This window comes from Sphingobacterium anhuiense, assembly GCF_042686355.1.
GTDB lineage: Bacteria > Bacteroidota > Bacteroidia > Sphingobacteriales > Sphingobacteriaceae > Sphingobacterium > Sphingobacterium anhuiense.
This window is the reverse complement of record NZ_JBHUPE010000004.1, coordinates 1,189,148-1,209,002: the sequence shown is the minus strand read 5'-3', so window position 1 is coordinate 1,209,002 and position 19,855 is coordinate 1,189,148. Positions and strand designations below refer to the sequence as shown.

Annotated in this window: 14 protein-coding genes; 9 read left to right on the top strand and 5 right to left on the bottom strand. The window is 38.3% G+C overall.

Annotation, left to right across the window (positions count from 1 at the left end):
* The first annotated feature begins 606 nt into the window (after nucleotides 1–606).
* Genes ACFS6I_RS10930 through ACFS6I_RS10920 form a run of 3 tightly spaced genes read left to right on the top strand, consistent with a single transcriptional unit; the run spans nucleotide 607 to nucleotide 7,909 of the window.
* Entirely contained in the window at nucleotides 607–3,984 is a 3,378-nt protein-coding gene (locus ACFS6I_RS10930) for a hypothetical protein (RefSeq protein ID WP_380920428.1), read from the top strand.
* Nucleotides 3,985–3,996: 12 nt separating this feature from the next.
* Nucleotides 3,997–7,437 carry a DUF6443 domain-containing protein gene (locus tag ACFS6I_RS10925; RefSeq protein ID WP_380920426.1) on the top strand — a complete coding sequence of 1,147 codons (3,441 nt, stop codon included), beginning with the start codon at nucleotides 3,997–3,999 and terminating at the stop codon, nucleotides 7,435–7,437.
* 4 nt (nucleotides 7,438–7,441) lie between these two features.
* A complete protein-coding gene (locus ACFS6I_RS10920) occupies nucleotides 7,442–7,909 on the top strand; it encodes a hypothetical protein (protein WP_380920424.1) in 468 nt (155 codons plus the stop codon).
* A gap of 112 nt (nucleotides 7,910–8,021) precedes the next feature.
* Here the strand turns inward: ACFS6I_RS10920 and ACFS6I_RS10915 are convergent, their stop codons facing one another.
* Nucleotides 8,022–8,195 carry an XRE family transcriptional regulator gene (locus tag ACFS6I_RS10915; RefSeq protein ID WP_380920915.1) on the bottom strand — a complete coding sequence of 58 codons (174 nt, stop codon included), beginning with the start codon at nucleotides 8,193–8,195 and terminating at the stop codon, nucleotides 8,022–8,024.
* A 400-nt stretch (nucleotides 8,196–8,595) separates the two neighbouring features.
* Nucleotides 8,596–8,847, bottom strand: coding sequence for a helix-turn-helix domain-containing protein (locus tag ACFS6I_RS10910; RefSeq protein ID WP_380920423.1), 252 nt, complete (start codon nucleotides 8,845–8,847; stop codon nucleotides 8,596–8,598).
* A gap of 675 nt (nucleotides 8,848–9,522) precedes the next feature.
* On the opposite strand from ACFS6I_RS10910, the gene ACFS6I_RS10905 reads away from it, so the two are divergent.
* From ACFS6I_RS10905 to ACFS6I_RS10890, 4 genes are all read left to right on the top strand, one after another.
* Entirely contained in the window at nucleotides 9,523–9,912 is a 390-nt protein-coding gene (locus tag ACFS6I_RS10905; RefSeq protein ID WP_380920421.1) for a hypothetical protein, read from the top strand.
* Nucleotides 9,913–10,494: 582 nt separating this feature from the next.
* Complete coding sequence (locus tag ACFS6I_RS10900; protein WP_380920419.1) at nucleotides 10,495–11,256, top strand: TlpA family protein disulfide reductase; 762 nt, start codon at nucleotides 10,495–10,497, stop codon at nucleotides 11,254–11,256.
* Entirely contained in the window at nucleotides 11,246–14,413 is a 3,168-nt protein-coding gene (locus ACFS6I_RS10895; RefSeq protein WP_380920417.1) for a SusC/RagA family TonB-linked outer membrane protein, read from the top strand. The genes ACFS6I_RS10900 and ACFS6I_RS10895 overlap by 11 nt, the downstream gene beginning before the upstream one ends.
* An 18-nt stretch (nucleotides 14,414–14,431) precedes the next feature.
* Complete coding sequence (locus ACFS6I_RS10890) at nucleotides 14,432–15,784, top strand: RagB/SusD family nutrient uptake outer membrane protein (RefSeq protein WP_380920415.1); 1,353 nt, start codon at nucleotides 14,432–14,434, stop codon at nucleotides 15,782–15,784.
* Nucleotides 15,785–15,786: 2 nt separating this feature from the next.
* On the opposite strand, the gene ACFS6I_RS10885 is transcribed toward ACFS6I_RS10890, so the two are convergent.
* From ACFS6I_RS10885 to ACFS6I_RS10875, 3 genes are all read right to left on the bottom strand, one after another.
* A complete protein-coding gene (locus ACFS6I_RS10885; RefSeq protein ID WP_380920413.1) occupies nucleotides 15,787–16,116 on the bottom strand; it encodes a hypothetical protein in 330 nt (109 codons plus the stop codon).
* A gap of 145 nt (nucleotides 16,117–16,261) precedes the next feature.
* Complete coding sequence (locus tag ACFS6I_RS10880; protein ID WP_380920411.1) at nucleotides 16,262–16,840, bottom strand: hypothetical protein; 579 nt, start codon at nucleotides 16,838–16,840, stop codon at nucleotides 16,262–16,264.
* Between the two features lie 36 nt (nucleotides 16,841–16,876).
* The gene (locus tag ACFS6I_RS10875) at nucleotides 16,877–17,038 is read right to left on the bottom strand and encodes a hypothetical protein (RefSeq protein WP_380920409.1); all 162 of its coding nucleotides are present in this window, start codon (nucleotides 17,036–17,038) and stop codon (nucleotides 16,877–16,879) included.
* A 515-nt stretch (nucleotides 17,039–17,553) separates the two neighbouring features.
* Between ACFS6I_RS10875 and ACFS6I_RS10870 the strand changes: the two genes are divergently transcribed.
* Nucleotides 17,554–18,531, top strand: coding sequence for a hypothetical protein (locus ACFS6I_RS10870; RefSeq protein ID WP_380920407.1), 978 nt, complete (start codon nucleotides 17,554–17,556; stop codon nucleotides 18,529–18,531).
* A gap of 131 nt (nucleotides 18,532–18,662) precedes the next feature.
* Nucleotides 18,663–18,968, top strand: coding sequence for a hypothetical protein (locus ACFS6I_RS10865; protein WP_380920405.1), 306 nt, complete (start codon nucleotides 18,663–18,665; stop codon nucleotides 18,966–18,968).
* Nucleotides 18,969–19,855 lie beyond the last annotated feature (887 nt).

The window sequence follows — 19,855 nt, the reverse complement described above, 5'->3', positions numbered from 1 at the left end:
CCGTAAGTTTTATTATCTGTATACTAAGAGCTTTTTAAATTAACTTTAATATCATTTAGAATTTTCATGTAACATCCTTAAAAAATATCTTATTATCAATGAACATTCGAATACTATATTTCCTAAAGGAATGGAAATTTTCCGTTTGATTCTTAGGTGCTTAGTAGTTATGTCCTTATGAGTTAGTTATCAGGTTTAATTTATGCTTTTATTTTTAAATAATTCGAAATATCAATAATAGAACATTTTACCCACATAGATTTTGTAAGCAAAACACGTGTGGTTATTTGGAATCACTTTGGCTGTTTTAATAGATGATTGAAAGATTCGTAATTTTTGAGAAAAAAAAACTTAAAAATATTATAAAATTTCATAACTTCATTGTGTGAAAGGTTAATGCTTACTGTATTAACTTCAAACATTAACCATATTTATTTACTTATTATTAATAATAAAATACCATTCGTGAGGATTGATAATAATCAGATTTGAGATTAAAATCACTAACTATGGTAATTTCCTAATGATTAGGTTTATTTGTGGTTATTCGAAGCGTATACTAAAATTATAAACAAGATATCTATTATAGATAAAAATAATAAAGGAATGAAAATAAATTTACGAACAGCTTTCTATGTTTCTGTCATTATCCTAATTTTTCCCTTAAAGGTATTGAGTCAGCAGGCAAATGATAAGGAAGGATTTAAAATTACACCGGTTTCCCCCAATACCGCTTCTTTGGGACTATATGGACAAATTCCTGTTGGACACTATACAGGCGTTCCAAATATAGACATCCCGTTATACGAAATAGATCTGGATGGGAAAAAAATACCAATTAGCATATCTTACCATGGATCAGGAATTAGACTTGCTCAGGAAGCCAGCTCATTAGGATTGGGCTGGACCTTAAATTTAGCTGGTTGCATCACGAAGTCCGTTAATGGTGAAGATGATTTTGTGGCCTCCAATGGAGCTTTCAAGAGTTATTATTCTGACAATCCTAATCTTGAAGAACTCAAATCTGATCTCTATGTCATGACAAAACCTCAATTGAGCGAGAAGTATTGGCCTTATTTTAATTTTGGCGGCAAAGGAGAGCCAGATATGTATTACTATAATTTTGCCGGTTTTTCAGGAAAGATGATGTTTGATAGAGTAGGTACAACATATAAGGGGTTTACAAATACGCAGACGGCGGCTAAGGCAATCCTGCTTAATCCCAAAAGCTATTTAGATATTACCTATAATTTTCCTGGAGGTTGGGTCGTAAAGGATCTGGATGGATATACATATGGATTTGAAGAAGCTGAAACATCTATGGGGTTTTCATTAAATTCATCCGGCCTGTTATCAAAAAGTGATAAAGAATTAAGAGAAATCCCGTTTAACAATCAAGGTGTTCAAACAACTGCTTTTTATTTAACCTTTATCGAATCTCCGCTCAAAAATCGCGTAACATTTCATTATGAAAAAGAATATTTCTATACACCAATAGTACTAAATGAACAATTGTATAGCACAAATGATCCTGACCTTCTTGAATTTGATGATGCCACCACAATACCAACAACACACATTCAACTAGCAAGAAAATACCACGATTTTACGTATTCTTATAGCAAAATTACCCAGTTGAGACCTACTGGTGTCACTTTTAATGGCGGTACCATACAGATTAATGCAACATCTCCCAGAATTGATCTATTATCCATAGTAAATGAAAATGTTCCAAAAGGAATATCCTCAGTAATAATAAAAGATAGTCGGGGGAATTTGGTTAAATCATTCTCTTTTGTACAATCTTATAGGGGCTGGGGTGGTAGTAGTGATTTTGACTATTTAAATAAACGATTAATGTTAGATCGTATTGTTGAAAACAACGGAGCACAGCATACTTTTGTTTACAATTTGAACGATCTACCTCCAAAAAATTCCTTTGAGACGGATTTTTGGGGATTTTATAATATGGGACAGATTGAAGGGTCTCCAAAAGCTTTTGAGACAGTGCCAACAGTATCAATGGTTGGTGAAATTTTGTATGGTAGGGATAAACGTCCAAAGCCACAACTACTCCAAAACATGATGCTTAACCAGATAAAGTATCCCACAGGTGGAACATCGGACTTTTATTATGAGCCACATAATATCAATCAGAATATTTCTTATTTATTCAACAAACTTAAGTCTTCAGGTGTTAGTGCCGCAATTTTAGGAAAAGATTATAACAATCCATGTGATATCTATGGAACAACAGGTAAAGTTGTAACAAGTGAAGTTTTTGAAATAAATAGTTATGTTGATGGTATCAAACTCGAGATGCGAGTCGGAAAGGTCAATTCGTCTAGCATAAGTTGTGGAGGATCAAGTACGAGTTTTACTGTTTGGCTAGAGAAATTTGATGGCAATAACTATGTTGAATACAAACCACCTCTTATGGAGTCCGGAAGATATGATTTTTATGCCGCTCATTCACAGTTGAACTTTGTGAAAACTAATAATCGTGCTTTCGGAGGACTTCCCGAAGGGAAATATAGGCTGAAATTACTTATCGGTGTACCTGGTTATGTCAATTTTTCCGTTTATGCTGGTATTGAATATTTAGAACCTACTTTAGTTTCTGAGATTGTACAAGGTGGAGCAGGACTGAGAATTCAAAAAATCGTGAATAACAGTGGAGGACAAGACGAGACTAGATCGTTTATTTACAAAGGAACTACTTCTATGTACAATCCTGAATTTACAAGAACACAAATCGTTGCTCCAGGTTATTATACTGCATCGAGTCTCATAGGATACCCCTTTCCTGATTTTAATTTAAAACCAAGTAGTATATATTCCATTTCAAGTACCTCATCTATAGTGCCTTTTAGTAACGCTGCGCAAGGAAATATTGTTGGATATAGAGAAGTAAGGGAAAATATGGAAGGAAATGGATACACAGACTATGTGTTTGAGAATAATGCGAATCGTTTATTGGGGGCCGGAGCAGAAAAATATATTCCATATTTTCCAACTATGGAAAATTTCTTGAATGGTTCAACAAAAAGTAAGAGCACCTATGATAAAAATGGTGTCATTATTCAAAAAGATACATTCAATTATAAGGTTAGTATTGTGAAGAATTTCCCGGTCTTCAAGACTTTTGTCCCAAGACCACTACGTACGATTGACGGAGCTTTTATTGGATTTTATGATGTTAAAGTTGAAGAAAGTATTCTCGACAATAAAACAACAACATCTTTTGTCAATGGGATTGCGGCTCAGGAAGTAAAAGAAGATTATCTATATGATCCCGCCTATTCATTATTAACTTCCGTAAAGATGACAGGTAGCCAGGGCAAAATCAAGCAGCAGTTGATTAAATATCCTTTTAACTATTCTGATGCAGTAAGTATTGGAATGATAAACAAAAATCTAAAGGGTATCCCTGTTGAAAAAATCTCTCTTATAGACAATAAGGTTATTGCTGCTTCCAGGACAGAATATAAAGATACTTTAAGCACATATCTTCCATCTAAAACCTATTCTTTTAATTCAACTCTTCCCCAGGTTTTAACAGCTTATAGCAACTTTTATAAGAATGACTATACCTTCACGAAGTATAACAGTAAAGGGAAGCTGCTCGAGTTTTTAAATCCCGATAAAACATTTACCTCATATTTGTGGGATAATTTAAGTCTTTATCCGATTGCTGTGATCAAAAATGCAACCTATACACAAGCTTTAGCTGCATTTAACGGTTTTGATTTTTCAGGTATAGGATCAGTTAATAGCAGTAAAGAGTTAGTAGTTCGAACAAATCTGCCGAACAGCATGGTTAATACGTATACTTACAAACCTTTGGTCGGAATGACAAGTAAGACAGATCCAAGAGGAGTTACCGAATATTACGAGTACGATATTTATCAACGTTTAAAAGCGATAATTGACCAAGCTAAAAATGTGACCAGTGCTTTGGATTATCATTACCGTCCCAACTAAGCAAGATCCGTCATGAAAAGAGAAATTTTAATAACGATAGCAATTGCATTAGGACTAAATGCACAATCTCAGGTTTTGCCCAAAGATACTATACTGAGTGCTTATACCAACCAGACCAGTATCCAGGCCCTGAACAGCATTACGCTCAAAAATGGCTTTACCATACCATCTGGGAGAAACGTGACAATTTCCATTGTGGCCTTTCCAACACTTGTCAGCCAGCCAAGTGCAGGGCAAAATTATATCCTGACAAAAATTTTTAGGGAACCCGGCGTAACACTGCTGAACTTAAATGCTACCCGAAATATCGGTCAGGAAAACCAGAGCGTTCAGTATATTGACGGGCTTGGTAGGCCCCTGCAGACGGTACAGCTGATGGCATCCCCGAGTTATAAAGATATTGTTCAGCATATCGAGTATGACGGATTTGGACGTGAAAGCACCAAATATTTACCCTATGTCCACAGTCAGGGTAACGGATCCTATAAAACAGGCGGTAACGGAGCCGTCGTAAATTTTTATAATAAAACGGCAGGAACAGACATTGCAGGTATTGTCCGCACGGATAAACCCTTTGCGGTAACCGTTTTTGAAAACAGTCCTTTGAACCGTGTGCAGGAGCAGGGCGCACCCGGAGCAGACTGGCAACCATTGGCCGCAGCAGGAACAGGGCATACCGTTAAAACAACGTACGGGACCAATACCGCTACGGGGCTCGATGTTGTGAAACTGTGGACGGTTACCGCTAATGGCGCTTCCGGTTCAGCCAATTATGCCGCTGGCAAACTTTACCGGACTACGCTACGTGACGAGAATACCGTTAATACCACTGCCAGAGCAGGTTCAACCGATGAGTACAAAGACTTTGAAGGCAGGGTAGTACTTAAGCGTGTCTGGGAAACAGAGAGCAAAGCGCTCAATACCTATTACGTGTATGACGACTTTGGAGACCTTCGCTACGTACTTCCTCCGGCAGTAACTGCAGCAAGTTTTACAGAACTGGCTGCCGATCCCAATTTTGAAAAGTATATCTACGCCTATAAGTACGATGAGAGAAGAAGGCTGACCAACAAAAAGATTCCAGGTAAGGGTTGGGAATATCTGGTTTACAATAACAATGATCAGGTGGTATTTACCCGTGACGCCGAACAGCTTAAAAGGAAGGAATGGAGTTTTATCAAATATGATGTCTTTGGCCGCGTTGTAATGACGGGGGTCGAAAAAGGTCACGAAGGAGACAACCATGTTTATCTTCAGCAGGCATTAAAAGATTTTACGGGACCATTATGGGAAGATCGGGGCAGTGTTATGGAGGGGTATACCAACAATACCATACCACAGAATACAGACAACATCACCGTGCTTACGGTAAGTTATTATGACCGGTATTCAGATGTACCTAATATTCCATTCAGTAACGAAGCTTCTTATAGTAAAAAAATTAAAGGACTTGAGGTTGCCAGTAAAAGTAAAATCTTAAATGGTACAGAATGGCTATGGAAGGTCAGCTATTATGACGATTATGGCCGCGTTGTCAACCAGAGCAGTACAAATCACCTGCAAGGTAAAGATGTCGTTACCAATACTTATAGTTTTGTTGGTGAGCTGGAGACCAGTACACGTGTGCATACACCAAAAACAGGAATAGCTACTACGATTTTAACTAAACATGAATACGACCATGTCGGCAGACTGATAGCTACAAAAGAAAGGATCGGTTCTCAGGCAGAGGTAATTCTGGCGTCCAACAGTTACAATGAGATCGGCCAGTTGAAAGCCACTTCTGTAGGTAAAGCAGGCACAGAAACAGCCTTTGTCAATACCAGTACGTTCAGCTACAATGAGCGGGGTTGGCGGACCAAGAGCAGCTCACCCAAGTTCAGTCAGCATCTGAAATATCAGGACGGTAGCAGTCCGCAATGGAACGGGAACATCAGCCAGCAGCTCTGGGGAGATGATGCTACACTGCCAAATACGTTCAGCTATAGCTATGACAAACTCAACCGCTTGTTGAGCGGTGTGAGTACACCGGCAGGAACGGCAAGTATGTCAGAGATAATTACGTATGATGAACTTGGTATGGGCAATATCAAGACATTGAAGCGCGACGCGCTGGCCGTAACCACTTATGCCTACAACGGTAATAAGCTCACCGGTCTTACTGGTGGTCTTGAAGGTACGTATACTTATGATGGCAATGGCAATGCAACCAAAGACCGGACAGGTATGCTATTCAGCTATAACTACCTGAACCTTCCACAGAGTGCGAGTAAGACAGGTACTAGTGTCACTTATCTTTATGATGCCACAGGAACTAAGCTCCAGAAAAAATCTACGGTCGGTACGGTCAACAGTAGTAGAGATTATATCGACGGTATAGAGTACAATGGTACAGTTATCGATATCATCCATAATACTGTAGGGTATGCGCTTAAGAGCGGCACGAACTATGTCTACCATTATAATCTGGCTGATCATCTGGGCAACGTCAGGGCTACTCTCAAACGTGGAAGTACAGCTACAGCAGTAGATGTTACGCAACGAGACAACTATTACCCATTTGGAAAACAGAAAGTTGTAGCCGGTGGAAATAATAAGTATCTTTATAATGGTAAAGAAACTCAGGGCGAGCTTGGAGGCCAGTATGATTACGGAGCTAGATTCTATGATGCAGAAATAGGTAGATGGAACGTGATTGATCGTTTTGCATCTAAATATTCTAACATTTCTCCTTATTCTTATGCTGGTTTAGATCCTATCAAAAACATTGATATAAATGGTGATAGCATTTGGATAACATCATCAGAACCTATTAGAAAGGGGAATGATATAATTCAAAATCATACAATTAATATTACAGGTAAAGTATTGAAAGCTGGTATGAGTTATACAACTTCAGATCAACTTGCTTCAGCACTAACAACAAGATTAAATAGCCAAAAAGGTTCTACTTCAGCAGTAAATTCTTTAGGAGGTTCATCTATAGATAATTATAGTATATCAGCAAAATTTGAAGGTGTTGATAATATGTTCAGTGTTAAAAGCGGTGATCATTTAGTTGTTATGGTCGATCGTGTACTTGGTGAAGGAGATGCGAAATTAGGAGGGGGAGAGGCTGTTGGAATGGCTATGATTGGAGGCCTGGTAAGTTATGTTGAAATTGGTACCTTTTCATCTATGACTGCAACAGCTTTTCATGAAATTGGTCATAGTTTGGGATTAAAGCATCCTGAATCTAACAGTGTTAAAGATCCAATGTCATATACGGGACAAAATGCTAATTTTTCTGGACAACAATTAAGGGAGGTAACTGGAAACAATGTGAATATTGGACCAAATAAATCATTCATAATCAATAAAACACCTAATACGAGAAACTATTCAACAGATAAGATGCCATATATTGGTCCTCGTAGTTATATGATGAGAATTCCTTATCCTACTCAAAATTAAAATTATGAATAGATACAAATTTCTAATGTTTGTTTTAGTATTGGTTTGTAGCGCATGCGTTAAACCAAATATTAATTGTGAATTCTTTTTTAATTCAGCTCGAATTAATGGTATTGATAGTAGTAATATTAAAATATCATTAGATAAAATTATAATAGTTGATACAGTTATTAAAAATAAAATGATTGACACCTCTATTCTAATTAAAAAAATACCCGTTACCAAATCAAGTAAGAATATTATTAAGATTAGAGTTAATGGTAGAGACACCATCTTTAATTTACCAGATTTTAGAGAGAGTATTCAGGTATTTTTTTATTACGACAATACCTCAATACTTCGTGATAAGATTTTGTCGGAATCAAGTATTTTATCAAATAGATCTCGAGACATTGAAAGTATTAAAGATAGTATGTACGCTATTTATGGTAATAAACTTGATACTATGTATATTCATTTTAAAAAGAAGTAGTAGCAATAAGTCCATCAAAATTAAGGATTTATTTAAAGTGAAATATTAAAGATAAAGTGAGCGATCAAGATTTATTTGATTGCTCATTTTTATTTCAAAACTTTATCGAGTTTCACCCTGTAAAATCCAAAATCTTAATAAAATGGTATATTAGATTTACCTGTATTTTTTTTAAGATGGATATTGTGAAGTTTGTTTCGGCTCTTTTAATGAGTCTTAATTGTCTAACATCTATTTCGCAAAGTTGTGCCAAAAATTCTTGAGATAAATCCTTATCATCTCTGATTTTTTTATTTGTTTACCGAGCTTTTTCAAATATTCTTGATATTTGTATTGTTTTTCAGCCATGAGAACAATGTCAATAATTATTTTTGTTGCCAGACTACAACATAGCCTTTTCAGGCAAAAAATCTTTTGGGGGACATTCCAAAATGGTCAGCAAGTAAATTAATGTGGTCAATATTATATTTCGCTCTATTGGATGGATTCTCAACATTTGTAATATAGAGTATTGGTCGCACTTTTGTATTCATAGCCATAACTGTCTTTACAATATTATGGACAAGAATTTCATAATCTGTCCGCAATGGAAATATTCTTTTTATTCTTTACAATGGTATAATATTAATTACGCACAATTGTGCCAAAAATTCTTAAGATCAACCGTTATCCTCTCTGATTTTTAATTACTCTTTTTCAGGAAAATCCGGACCAAAATCATATTCTAATAAGCGGGATGGGTGTTCACCCAAACCTTTTGCTAGTTCAATTATTGTTGATAACTGAATGTCAAATTTACCGTTTTCAATTTTCGATATATTACTATCGTCAATATTACATTTAGTGGCTAAAAAACGTAAAGAATATTTTTTACTGTCTCTTAATTTACGTACTTGCGCACCAAAATCAGTTTTAATTTTACTAAGGTCCTTTTCCATTTAATCTTTTTACGTAATAACAGAAATTAAATGAATAATTTTGCGGTAATATATAACCGCATTTCAGATTTTTTTACTATATTAGCGTTATGTAATTAGAGAAATAAAAAAATGATAGATTCGCTCTATTTTTAGGCATCTGAATAAGATACTTGTGTAAGGAAATGTAGGAAGTTTCAGAGCACGCAAGTAACAAGAATTCGGTGCCCATTTAGTATCTTCGTAAAAAAAAGACACGATGGGCCCTTCTTGTGCATGCGCTCAGCCCTCCTACAGGCTCCTTGTATGTAACTAGAGGGACCGCCCATCACCATATTATGAGAGGTTCTTTTTGTTCAATAAGCATTCAAATAATAAGACAATGAACAAAAAACAACAATCAAAAAACATTATCACAGCCCCCGAGTAGCTCGGTCGGCTTCGCCAAATAAGATTTGGCTCTTAACACTACGGATTGCGTAACGCCAATATTTACACTTGTGATCACTTCATTCAAACGCGGTCTGAACTTTTATTAACTTTTTAGTTATAGTGGCCTAGAATTATTTAAGCCCTTGAACACCTGATTTCGGTCGGGAAGGGAATGCTATGCTTTTAGATTACGGTCTTAAAACCTCTATTACTTAGCGGAACGATCTCTTTCGTGCCATAAAGTATAAATTAAATTACGATACAATGAAGAAGTTTTTAACGCAATTGGTTGATTTTGATCTTACGCTTTATGAAGTGCACCATAAGAATTACGATCCTGTAAATAGTATAATGGATTTCTGGAGCACGTACGATATCAAAAGCTTTCGTGACCATACACAAGAATTATTGATCGTCTATAACGGCAATCCCGAAAATAATAAATTGCAGTTTGACGTAGAACGTATGCAGGAGTTTATCATAGCGCTGACTAAACTGTGCATGGCTTATCATATAGCGCACGACAGCAATATCGATATTGGAGAAATAGATACTTCAAAATTTGTGAAATGTAAGATTATCCAGCACGAACTGGAGGTCAGCAAAAATATCTATGATTTTTTTAACCGAAATCATAAAACCGATCATAAATGATGAATACAAAAGAACGATTGACTTCGGTCAACATAAAGATTACCTACATCTACCTTGCACTGGTCAGCTACGCTTGCATTTTATACAGCAGGTGTACTGGCCTAGTGCTAAAATAAGCTCGCTTAAAGTCTGCGGGTCTTAAGCGAGCAACAGATGAGACTTGGGTTTGGGGTGGAAGAACAGCGGGATAATATTTTTCCTTACCCAAGTCTTTTTAAGAATAAAATCGGGTTTTTCGGTGAGACTGAATTCGATATCGGGCAATGTTCCCATTACGCGATTTCGGAACTGTAGGCTATAACTTATAAATATGTGATAATGAGACAAACCGTACAATCAAAACAAAACATCAAATCTCCGGCTGACTAGGTTGGCCCATGTAGCCATTATGGCGATTTTCTAATAGAATGCGTTTCGATGACCGATATGAAACCTGTATGATAACTTTATAACGCATTCTAAAGCAATTAACCATATTATTTATTTGTGACCTACGCTAGGCTTAGGATCATGTGGATGCGTTTGTCAGTATCTGCAAGGTAATCTTTTGTTACTAGGTCACAGCTCTAAAAACCTTTAAAAATGAACAATTTTTACAAGGGTGGGAGAGAACTTGCCTATTTTAAAGGGCTGTCCCACTATGCTGTACAGCAAAAAACTACAGCAATCCGACAACCTTTTCAGACAGCTTTGCAAGCCGCTAGACTTGCTAATGCCATCATGTTTATTGACCCCATCACTTTACTCCGTAAGCTATGGAAGAGCAAAGCAATCCTTTTACTCGGGATCGCTTTGTTACATATGTTTATTTTGTCAGCTCAGACGCCCCGCAAGGACAGCGGGGCTGATGGGTTAAACAACTTGCAGGCATTGGCAGTAGGCCAAAAAGTTCCGGAAGAGTTTTGGAAAAAGGAATATCTGATCTATAATAATGGTGACACCACACGGCAAACAATGGAAGCTTTTCGTGGCAAATTGTTGGTACTTGACTTTTGGGCGACATGGTGCGCCATCTGTCTGGGTCAGATGAAAGAAAAAGAAGAGTTGTTTTCCCGCTTTTCCAATAGAGCAAACCTAGTTTTTGTCAATCCAGATCAGACAAAGGATACTTATAAAACTATTTTACGTATGAACGATAAATTGGCAGCAAGTTCTTCAACTGGAAATTTCCAGTCAATTATTGAAGATGACTACTTACAGCAATTATTTCCAAATCGCATTTATCCCAGATATGTGTGGATCGGCCCCCGTGGCGATCTGATCGCGCTGACAATAGCGCTTAGTGTAACAGAGGGACATATGACAGACATGCTAAACTTAATGGATCCACGTGATGATAAATAGAGTAATTTGTTTTTTTCTGATGCTTTTTGTTTCCGTAACTGTGAAAGCTCAGATTGCAGGTGTAGTTATAGATAGAGAATCGCGCCATCCTATCGCAGGTGTTACAGTATTATTGAAAAATGTTGCAAAGGCTAAAACCGATCAATTAGGCCGTTTTTCAATTGCAGAAAATGTACGGAGTGAACAGATCACTTTTCGGCACATATCTTATCAGGATACCAGTATTTCCCTAAATGCGGCTCTTCAGAAATCGGATCTCACAATTCTTCTTGCCTTAAAGCAAGGGATGATCGGAGAGGTGGTCATCAATACGGGCTATCAAAGCACGCCTAAAGACCGCCTCACAGGATCTTTTTCGTCGGTAAATGCACAACAGCTTGAGCAGCAGATCGGACGTGGTATCACGTCTATGCTTCCTGCTTTAGCTAATGGTGTGATGCTCGATAATAATAGTACATCTGCAAATAGATTAATGGTCAGAAGCTTAAGCACCATTAAGGCCGAGAAAAATCCGCTGGTCATCGTGGATAACTTTCCCTATGAAGGAAATCTCGATGATATCAATCCCTTGGACATTAGTAATGTAACTGTCCTTAAAGATGCCGCGGCATCTGCTATCTGGGGTGTACGTGCCGGTAACGGCGTAATCGTGATCACCACTAAGAAAGGTCAGTTTAATCAGAAGCAGCGCTTCAGATTTTCAACGGCCTTGAAAGTAGGTGCGCCACCGGACCTGGGAAGACTGGATATCATGTCTTCTCCAGATTTTATCGGAATGGAGGAGTTCCTTTTTGACAAAGGATATTACAACAGCAGGATCATCAGCAGTGCACAGCAACCTTTGACGCCAATAGTTGAAGCATTGGACAGACTGAAGAACAACAGGATCACCCAAGAAGAATACGACAAACTACGGTCTGATCTAGCAGGGCTAGATGTAAGGGATGAGTATCGGCGACATTTTTATGATCATTCACGCTACCAGCAATATCATCTGCAGGGAAATGGTGGTAATGATGTGTATGCATGGCTGTCATCCATTGGTTACGATAAGGAAGTTGGAAGCACCAAAAGTAGAAGCGAGCGGATCACATACAAGCTTAATAATTCATTCAAAATCCGTAAAAATATATTGTTCACGACGGATGTAAACTTGATTCATTTTAAAACCTCCGCTGAAATGCCGGCATATGGTGAAGTTAAGCAAAGTACCTATGAACTGTATCCTTATGCTGTTTTTGCCGATGAAAACGGAGTGGCGTTGCGGATTGCACAGCGTAATAATACGTACATCGATCAAAAGGGCGAGGAAGGACTATTGCTGGATTGGAACTATTATCCCTTGACCGATCATCGGCACCGTATCAATCAGCGCCAGCAGTGGATATTGAACTGGAATACAGGTCTAAAATATGATTTCTCAAAATCTTTGAGTATTGATCTCAAATATAACCTGGTACTTGACCGCTCTGATACCAAAAACTTAAGGAATCTAGATAGTTATTTTAGTCGCAACCTGATCAATGCCTTTACCGAGATAGACCGCTCAAATGGTTCTGTTAGCTACCATGTTCCTAAAGGAGGTGTGCTCGATCAGTCCGGAGCAAGACAAACAGCTCACAATGCCCGGTTACAGATGAACTTCAATCATAAAATAGATGTGCACACGATATCCGGGATCCTGGGTTTTGAAGGCCGAATGAATAAAGGATATGGGGAGTCGTCGCTATTTTATGGGTATAATCCTGCTACGCTTTCATTTGCCAATGTCGATTACATCTCCCGTTTTCCAGACATGGTCACCGGTGCGCTTAACAATATTCCCAGTGGACAATTTCTCACACAGACAGATGTCCGGTATGCCTCAGTTTTTGCAAACGCGGTTTACTCTTATCACGACAGAATCAATATTTCGGGAAGTGTAAGACGCGATGCAACCAATCTATTTGGATTGAGCACCAATGACAAATGGAATTTACTGTGGTCCATTGGTGGAAGCTGGAAAGTTCTCGAAAATAGGAATTGGCTCAGTAAATTAACGTTGCGTACCACATATGGATTTAGTGGAAATGTAGATCCCTCTATGGCTTCTGTCAGCACCATTCGTTATCAGGGAACTAATGTGATGAACAATTTTCCGATTGCTACATTTTCATCCTATGCTAATCCTTCATTAAAATGGGAGAGTATAGCGACACTAAATGCGGGTGCCGATCTTCTTTTATGGAGAGATCGACTCAGCCTGACATTTGACTGGTATAAGAAAAAAGGTAATGATCTTTATGGATTGGATGAAATGGACCCGACAGCCGGAATAGGCGAAACCGTTGTCCGTAACTCAGCAAAAATGAAAGCTTCGGGTATAGATCTTGCATTGGGCATTAAGGCCATTGATAAAAAAGATTGGGGACTGCAATTTCAGGTCAATTTGAGTAAAAGTGCCGATCGTGTGGAACGGTATTATTTGAATAACAACTTTGGACGTAATTTTATCAACGAACGGACAATAGCAGGGATTGTCGGTAAGCCTGTTTACTCTCTATTCTCTTATCCATGGAAAGGACTGGATATTGATGGAAATCCGATAGGGTATGTTGATGGAGTAGAATCCAAAGACTATCGACAAATATTCAATAATACCGCGCTCGATGATATGGTATATGAAGGTCCTACATTGCCAAGGTGGTTTGGAGCCGCCGGCAGTACCATCAGATATAGAAACCTCACGGTAGACTTTCGTTTGCTCTATAAATTCGGACATTATGTGCGAACACGTAGTGTTGACTATAACAGTCTTTTTGCTCAGAATATCACGCATTCGGATTATAGTTTGAGGTGGAAGGAACCGGGAGATGAAAATATCACCTCTGTTCCGGCGATGATCTATCCGCTTAATAGTAATCGTGAAAACTACTACCGCAATTCTTCTGTACTGATTGAATCGGCATCACATATCCGCCTACAGTATGTCAATATACAGTATGGTCTGAAAAAAATGTTTGGAAGTAAATTGGATGCAGATGTTTTTCTCAATATTGAAAATATCGGTCTTCTCTGGAAGTCGACAGATAAAGATTTTGATCCTGAATATGAGCGGAACTATAATGCAATAAGACCTTCGTGGCAGTGGTCACTGGGTTGCCGCATCAATTTTTAATCGCTAATTGAACTTATCATGAAAAAAATAATCATTTTACTTTCCATTTTTGCTGCGCTGTTATTTGGTCATTCGGGTTGTACTTCTTTTTTGGATGTTAAATCGGATGGCAAACTTGCTGTGCCGAGTGCATTGGAAGATTATCTTGCACTTTTAAACAGTGTCGATAATAAATTGGCAGGGGCAGAGGGTGAGGTCATGTCTGCCGATCACCATGTACCTGTTGAAGAATTTGACGCACTTTTTTGCCAAACAAACCGCGACCTCTATCTTTGGGAAGATAGTCCGATGCTACAGGAATGTGACGGCAGTGGAGGCTGGGCATCGGCATATAAGAATATATACCGGGCAAATGTTGCGATAAGTGGCGCGCAAAGTTTTGAAAAAACAAATGGTGTAAGCGCTCTTTCTGCAGATGTAAAGGGACAGGGATTTTTTAATAGAGCAATCAACCTATACGAACTTGCACAGGTCTGGTGTGAAGCATACGATTCAAAGACTGCAGGATCAGCATTGGGGCTTCCGCTTAAAATCACTGACGACTTTAACGAAAAGACCGTTCGCTCATCGCTAAAGGAAACATTTGATCTCATTATCGATGATCTGCAAACGGCATCGCTGTTATTGCCCAGTAAACAAAAAAGTATCTACTGGGCTACTAAGGCTGCAGCATGGGCTTATTTAGCCCGCGTGTATCTCTATATGCATAACTATGAACAGGCTAAATTTTTTGCCGACAAATGTATCAGTGCAGGTTTTAGCTTACTTGATTATCACCATATTAATGGTGCACCTGCTTTTCCATTTTCGGAAGACAATAATCCGGAAGTTATCTATCCACGTTATCTAACGACGGCATATTATTCCGTTAGTATAAAAATAAGCCGTATGGACAGTGTGCTTTATAACAGCTACGAAGATGGGGATTTAAGAAGATCACTGTTTTTTAACAAGAATGCTAATGGTCTTTTCTTTAGGGGAGACTACGGTGGTGGGTTGGGAGGGTCCTTCTGTGGGCCTACATTAGCCGAAATGTACTTGATACGGGCAGAATGTAATGCGCGGACCGGAAATGCGGCCGAGGCATATAGTACACTGCAAAAGTTCCTTGCACACCGGCTTGATAAAGTACAGCCTTTCTCTGAAGACGATATTTTGAGCAAGATATTACAGGAGCGCAGAAAGGAGCTTTTGAGACGCGGAGTGAGGTATGGTGATGTAAAGCGACTGAATAAGCTGGGGGCAGGTATCATCTTAAAAAGAATCATTAGGGACAAAGAATATCTTTTAAACCCTAATGATTCTCGAGCGAATATATTAATACCTCAAAATGTGGTCGAGCGATCGGGTATCACTCAAAATCCACGTTAAGGTTATTCGCTTCTTTTTGAAGGCGAGGCCTCTTGCACAGCAGCCAGATTGTCTAAATCTTCCAGATGATCTTCGATCGTTTTGTCGGATGGAACATCTAGGCTACAAGGAATCTCTGTCGGCTGGCCACATGTGAAACCTGGTTCTTGTGATGGACTCCAGTTACTGGGGTTCATCACATTTGTTGCCAAATTAGTAGATGGTCCATTGTAATAAAACGTCGTGGATGCCTTCGCTACTACAGGTGTTTCGTTCTTCTTCATCACTGCAACTGCTGCAAACGTTCCGATTGCCAGCAGTGCCAAGATTAAAGTGAAGAGTGATGCCTTCACTGCAAAATTATTTTTCATCATAACCGTATGGAATTGATTATAATGCTAATTTAGACGCTAAGTTGATGTTTTACTATAGAATTGATTCCTCTGTTTAGGGCTTAGGTTCCTAATTTATAGGGATCAATTTCTATTTCCACCGGACTTATGTTCTGGTTGCAACGTTTTTATTTTTATTATACCAGCGGACAGTAATCCCTAGAAACTGCGCTATCTGTTGGTCGGTAAGTTTATAGCGGACAGATGAATATTGGAGATGAAACCAATCGATCAGCTCTTTACTACTGTGACGGCGGAATAAGTTTTCCTGTTTTTGATAATACTCAACTTCCTGCCAGAGCAAATAGTTGAAAAATGGTTCTAGCGCCGTGGTATGTCCCATATAATCGAAAGGTATCTCGATAATATGCCCACCTTCGGGAAAGATAATGTCCATTTTACTGCGCTGGAAAGCGAGCAGGCTGTCGGTCTTGAGTATCGTCTCACCGGATTGCCAGATACGGCTAAGTTTCGATTCTTCGTCCCTTCTCTCATAACCGAGGGCATAACCTGTGTAAATAAAGCAAAGATGCTTAGCAATTCCTCCACGTTCAAGATATATTTCTTTTTCTGCACAGTACTTGACTGTTACAAGTTGCCGCAAGAGTTTTTCCTGGTCATCTTTAAGCTTTCGATAAGCTTCCAGATGCTTAATAAGCATCTTATATGATTCTCTATTTTCCATTACCTACATCTATTTTATTAACAAACTCATAAGAGATCAGCCTCTCCACAGAAATCCGGAAACAAGTTTAACATCACCCATCCAAAGGTAATAATCATCCTTTTTGTAATGTTTGATTTTCCCAGATTCAAATAAATAAGCTTTAGCCTCCTCGCTGATGGGGGCATAACGCGAAAGGTATTGTGCTACTCGTTCCATTGTTTATAAGCTTTATTTTTGATGACCAACAGCTGTCATGTTCATCATTATAAAAACCAGAAGTCGTTTAAAGTTAAAAAGCTCTCCACAGACCGTACTCAAACCTGCAGAGAGTTCAATTTCTTACGATGAGATGAAAGCGCTATACTTACTGAGCTGTTCAATAGTGTATTACTGAAGATGCGTGCTTATCTTATTTACTTATGGTATTGATAATTACTAAGTTATTTAAGTTAATTAACTTTTTGCCGTTAGTAATTTTCTAAGTAATAAGACTTTTAATCAGATTCTCAGCATAATAATTTACCTGTTTGAAGAAACATATCAAAAGACTGCACTTAAATTGCATGTGTTAACGAAAAATATATAATAGGATTAGAGGGATAGTGTTTTTTTTAATAGATTGATATATTGTAAAAAGAAAATTACATAATAAAAACTACTTGATTGGGTTGTTTATTTTATTTTCAGGAAATAATATTTATTTTTAGGGTTGCGCTAAACCAACTGTTAATATGATAAACCAAGATGAACTTTTTAAACTGATTTTAGTACACTTCAAGAATGTAACTGCCATGGACGATTGTATTGCAGGCATGATGCAGGTCACCACAGGAATGGCTGCAAGATGGAGAAAAGGACTGACGTTGATCACGTACGATAGATTGCAGTTATTGATTCAGGTTTTTAAGATCAGAACACATCAATTGTTTACCGTACCGGATGGAGCAGTCAGTATCCCCGCAGAATTTCAGTACATCAAGCTCGATGTTGAAACACCAGATCATTATTTGTATTACATTAAAACTATAGCAGACCAGCTGGAAGCAATGACTGCCGATCTGAATGCTTCCCTTTGGTTAAAGGCAGATGAAATTCCTGCTTTTCACTTACTGCCCTATAAGAATCTCATTTATTTTATGCTGTTTGCTTATGTCCGCGACAGGATGAACTGTGATGCTCAATTTGAAGATTTTGTGGTTCAGATCAAAACATTGGATCTCGATCCAGTTTTAGATCGCATCAAAAATGCGTACGACCGCATACCAAGCATCGAGGTCTGGCACGACGGTGTATTCGACAACCTGTTATATCAGATCGAAAATGCAGAAATACTGGAACATTTTAAGCAGAGCACGACCAAAATGCAGTTGTTATCCGAACTCGACGACGTGCTAACAAAATGCCAGGAGGAGATCAGTGTACAGCAAAAATCTTCAGGAGCAAAATTTGAATGCTATCGAAAGGAGATCCCAATCCGGATGGGCTATGGCCTAGCAAAACAGGAGAAGTGCGGACAGGTCAATATAAAAATAGACAGCATCAACAGCATGACCACAGAAAACCAGACGATCTTTTCCGAGTTCTCAAAATCGTTTAAGGCAACGCTGAATAAAGCAGTACCATTGGGTATTGGACCCATACGGGACAGGACATTGTTTTTTCGGCAATTAAAAGATAAAATAGCGTATACAAGGAATAAACTCAATTAATATAAACTATTTATTTATCGCTTCTTAACTTAAACCGCTTGTTTATCTAACTGCAGGAGACATTTAAAAATGAACCTATTGCGATAACTTGCGTACTCCGGCAAGGGTTGTAGGGCACAACCGCAATGCTCATGGAAAAAAAACTCCAGCAACTGATCGAACAGCAGATCAGAACAAACATGTTAATGGAAAAACAAGTAGAAATGTTAGCCGCGATATACAGCATGCTATCCAAGAAAGAACTTCAAAAACTCAAAACCCTGATTTTGGACAACACAGATCTCAAAGAAGTGCTCAAAGTCGCTGATACGAAGTTCTTTTCCGTTAAAAAATTGTTTAAAACCTACGAACTGGATAAAAAAGATTATTATCTGTTAGAAGATATCATCACGACCCTTAAAAAACATGAAAAGAAAACAAAACCCGAAAAACCTTAAATAATCGACTGAATAGCACACTATGCCCATAAAGCTGGTTTAATCCAGCTTTTCTAACCCTCTCACCATCTAGCCATAACTATGTTCACTTCGTTACCACGTTACTTGATCACTCGGTTACTTCGTTACTCTCTTTCTAACCTTCTCACCATCTAACCCACTAACCATAACTATCTTCACTTCGTTACCATGTCACTTGTTTACTGCGTTACTTCGTCATTCCCTAAAAGCCGTAGGCTTATCCAATCGGCCTAGTATTCCGACTGCGTAATTTCACATATGAAAAGGCGTTAAAAATGAATTTCTTTCTGAGTGCAACGAGTTTAAATTCATTTAGCGTTTTCAAGGTGAAATAGCATAAAGGAATAAAGCCTTGATTTTTTTGATTACTTTTTTCATCAAGGAAAACTTCGAAGAGAATCTTGAGTGCCAATAAAATCAAATCCTTAACAAAAAAAAGTAATTGCCCGTAACGGCATGAGTAACAATCCTGTCGCGGCTCGAGCGACTAAACAACCACACAACATTGATCCTACAATCACCTTAGCTCGACACAACAAACAGCCTATGAGCACACAACAACGACCCTACAACCACATAAGACAGACCCTCCCTCGAGCCTACGAGCACATAACAAAACAGCCTTCCTTTGCCCTTGCTATGCACAAGTTGCGCACAGCAAACAAGCTTGGGCGAGTATAGGAGCGCTATAGCATCGATATAGGTGTTACACAAGAAAGAAAGCATTATTCACATTCCTTCATAATTATTCCGGTCACTTCATAATCCTTCACAGGGGACTTTGGAGCATGTTTTTGTCAATTTTAATGCAAATTTTTGTTTCAGTAAGTCGATCAAGGGGCCCCAGAAACACTTACAGGTAACAG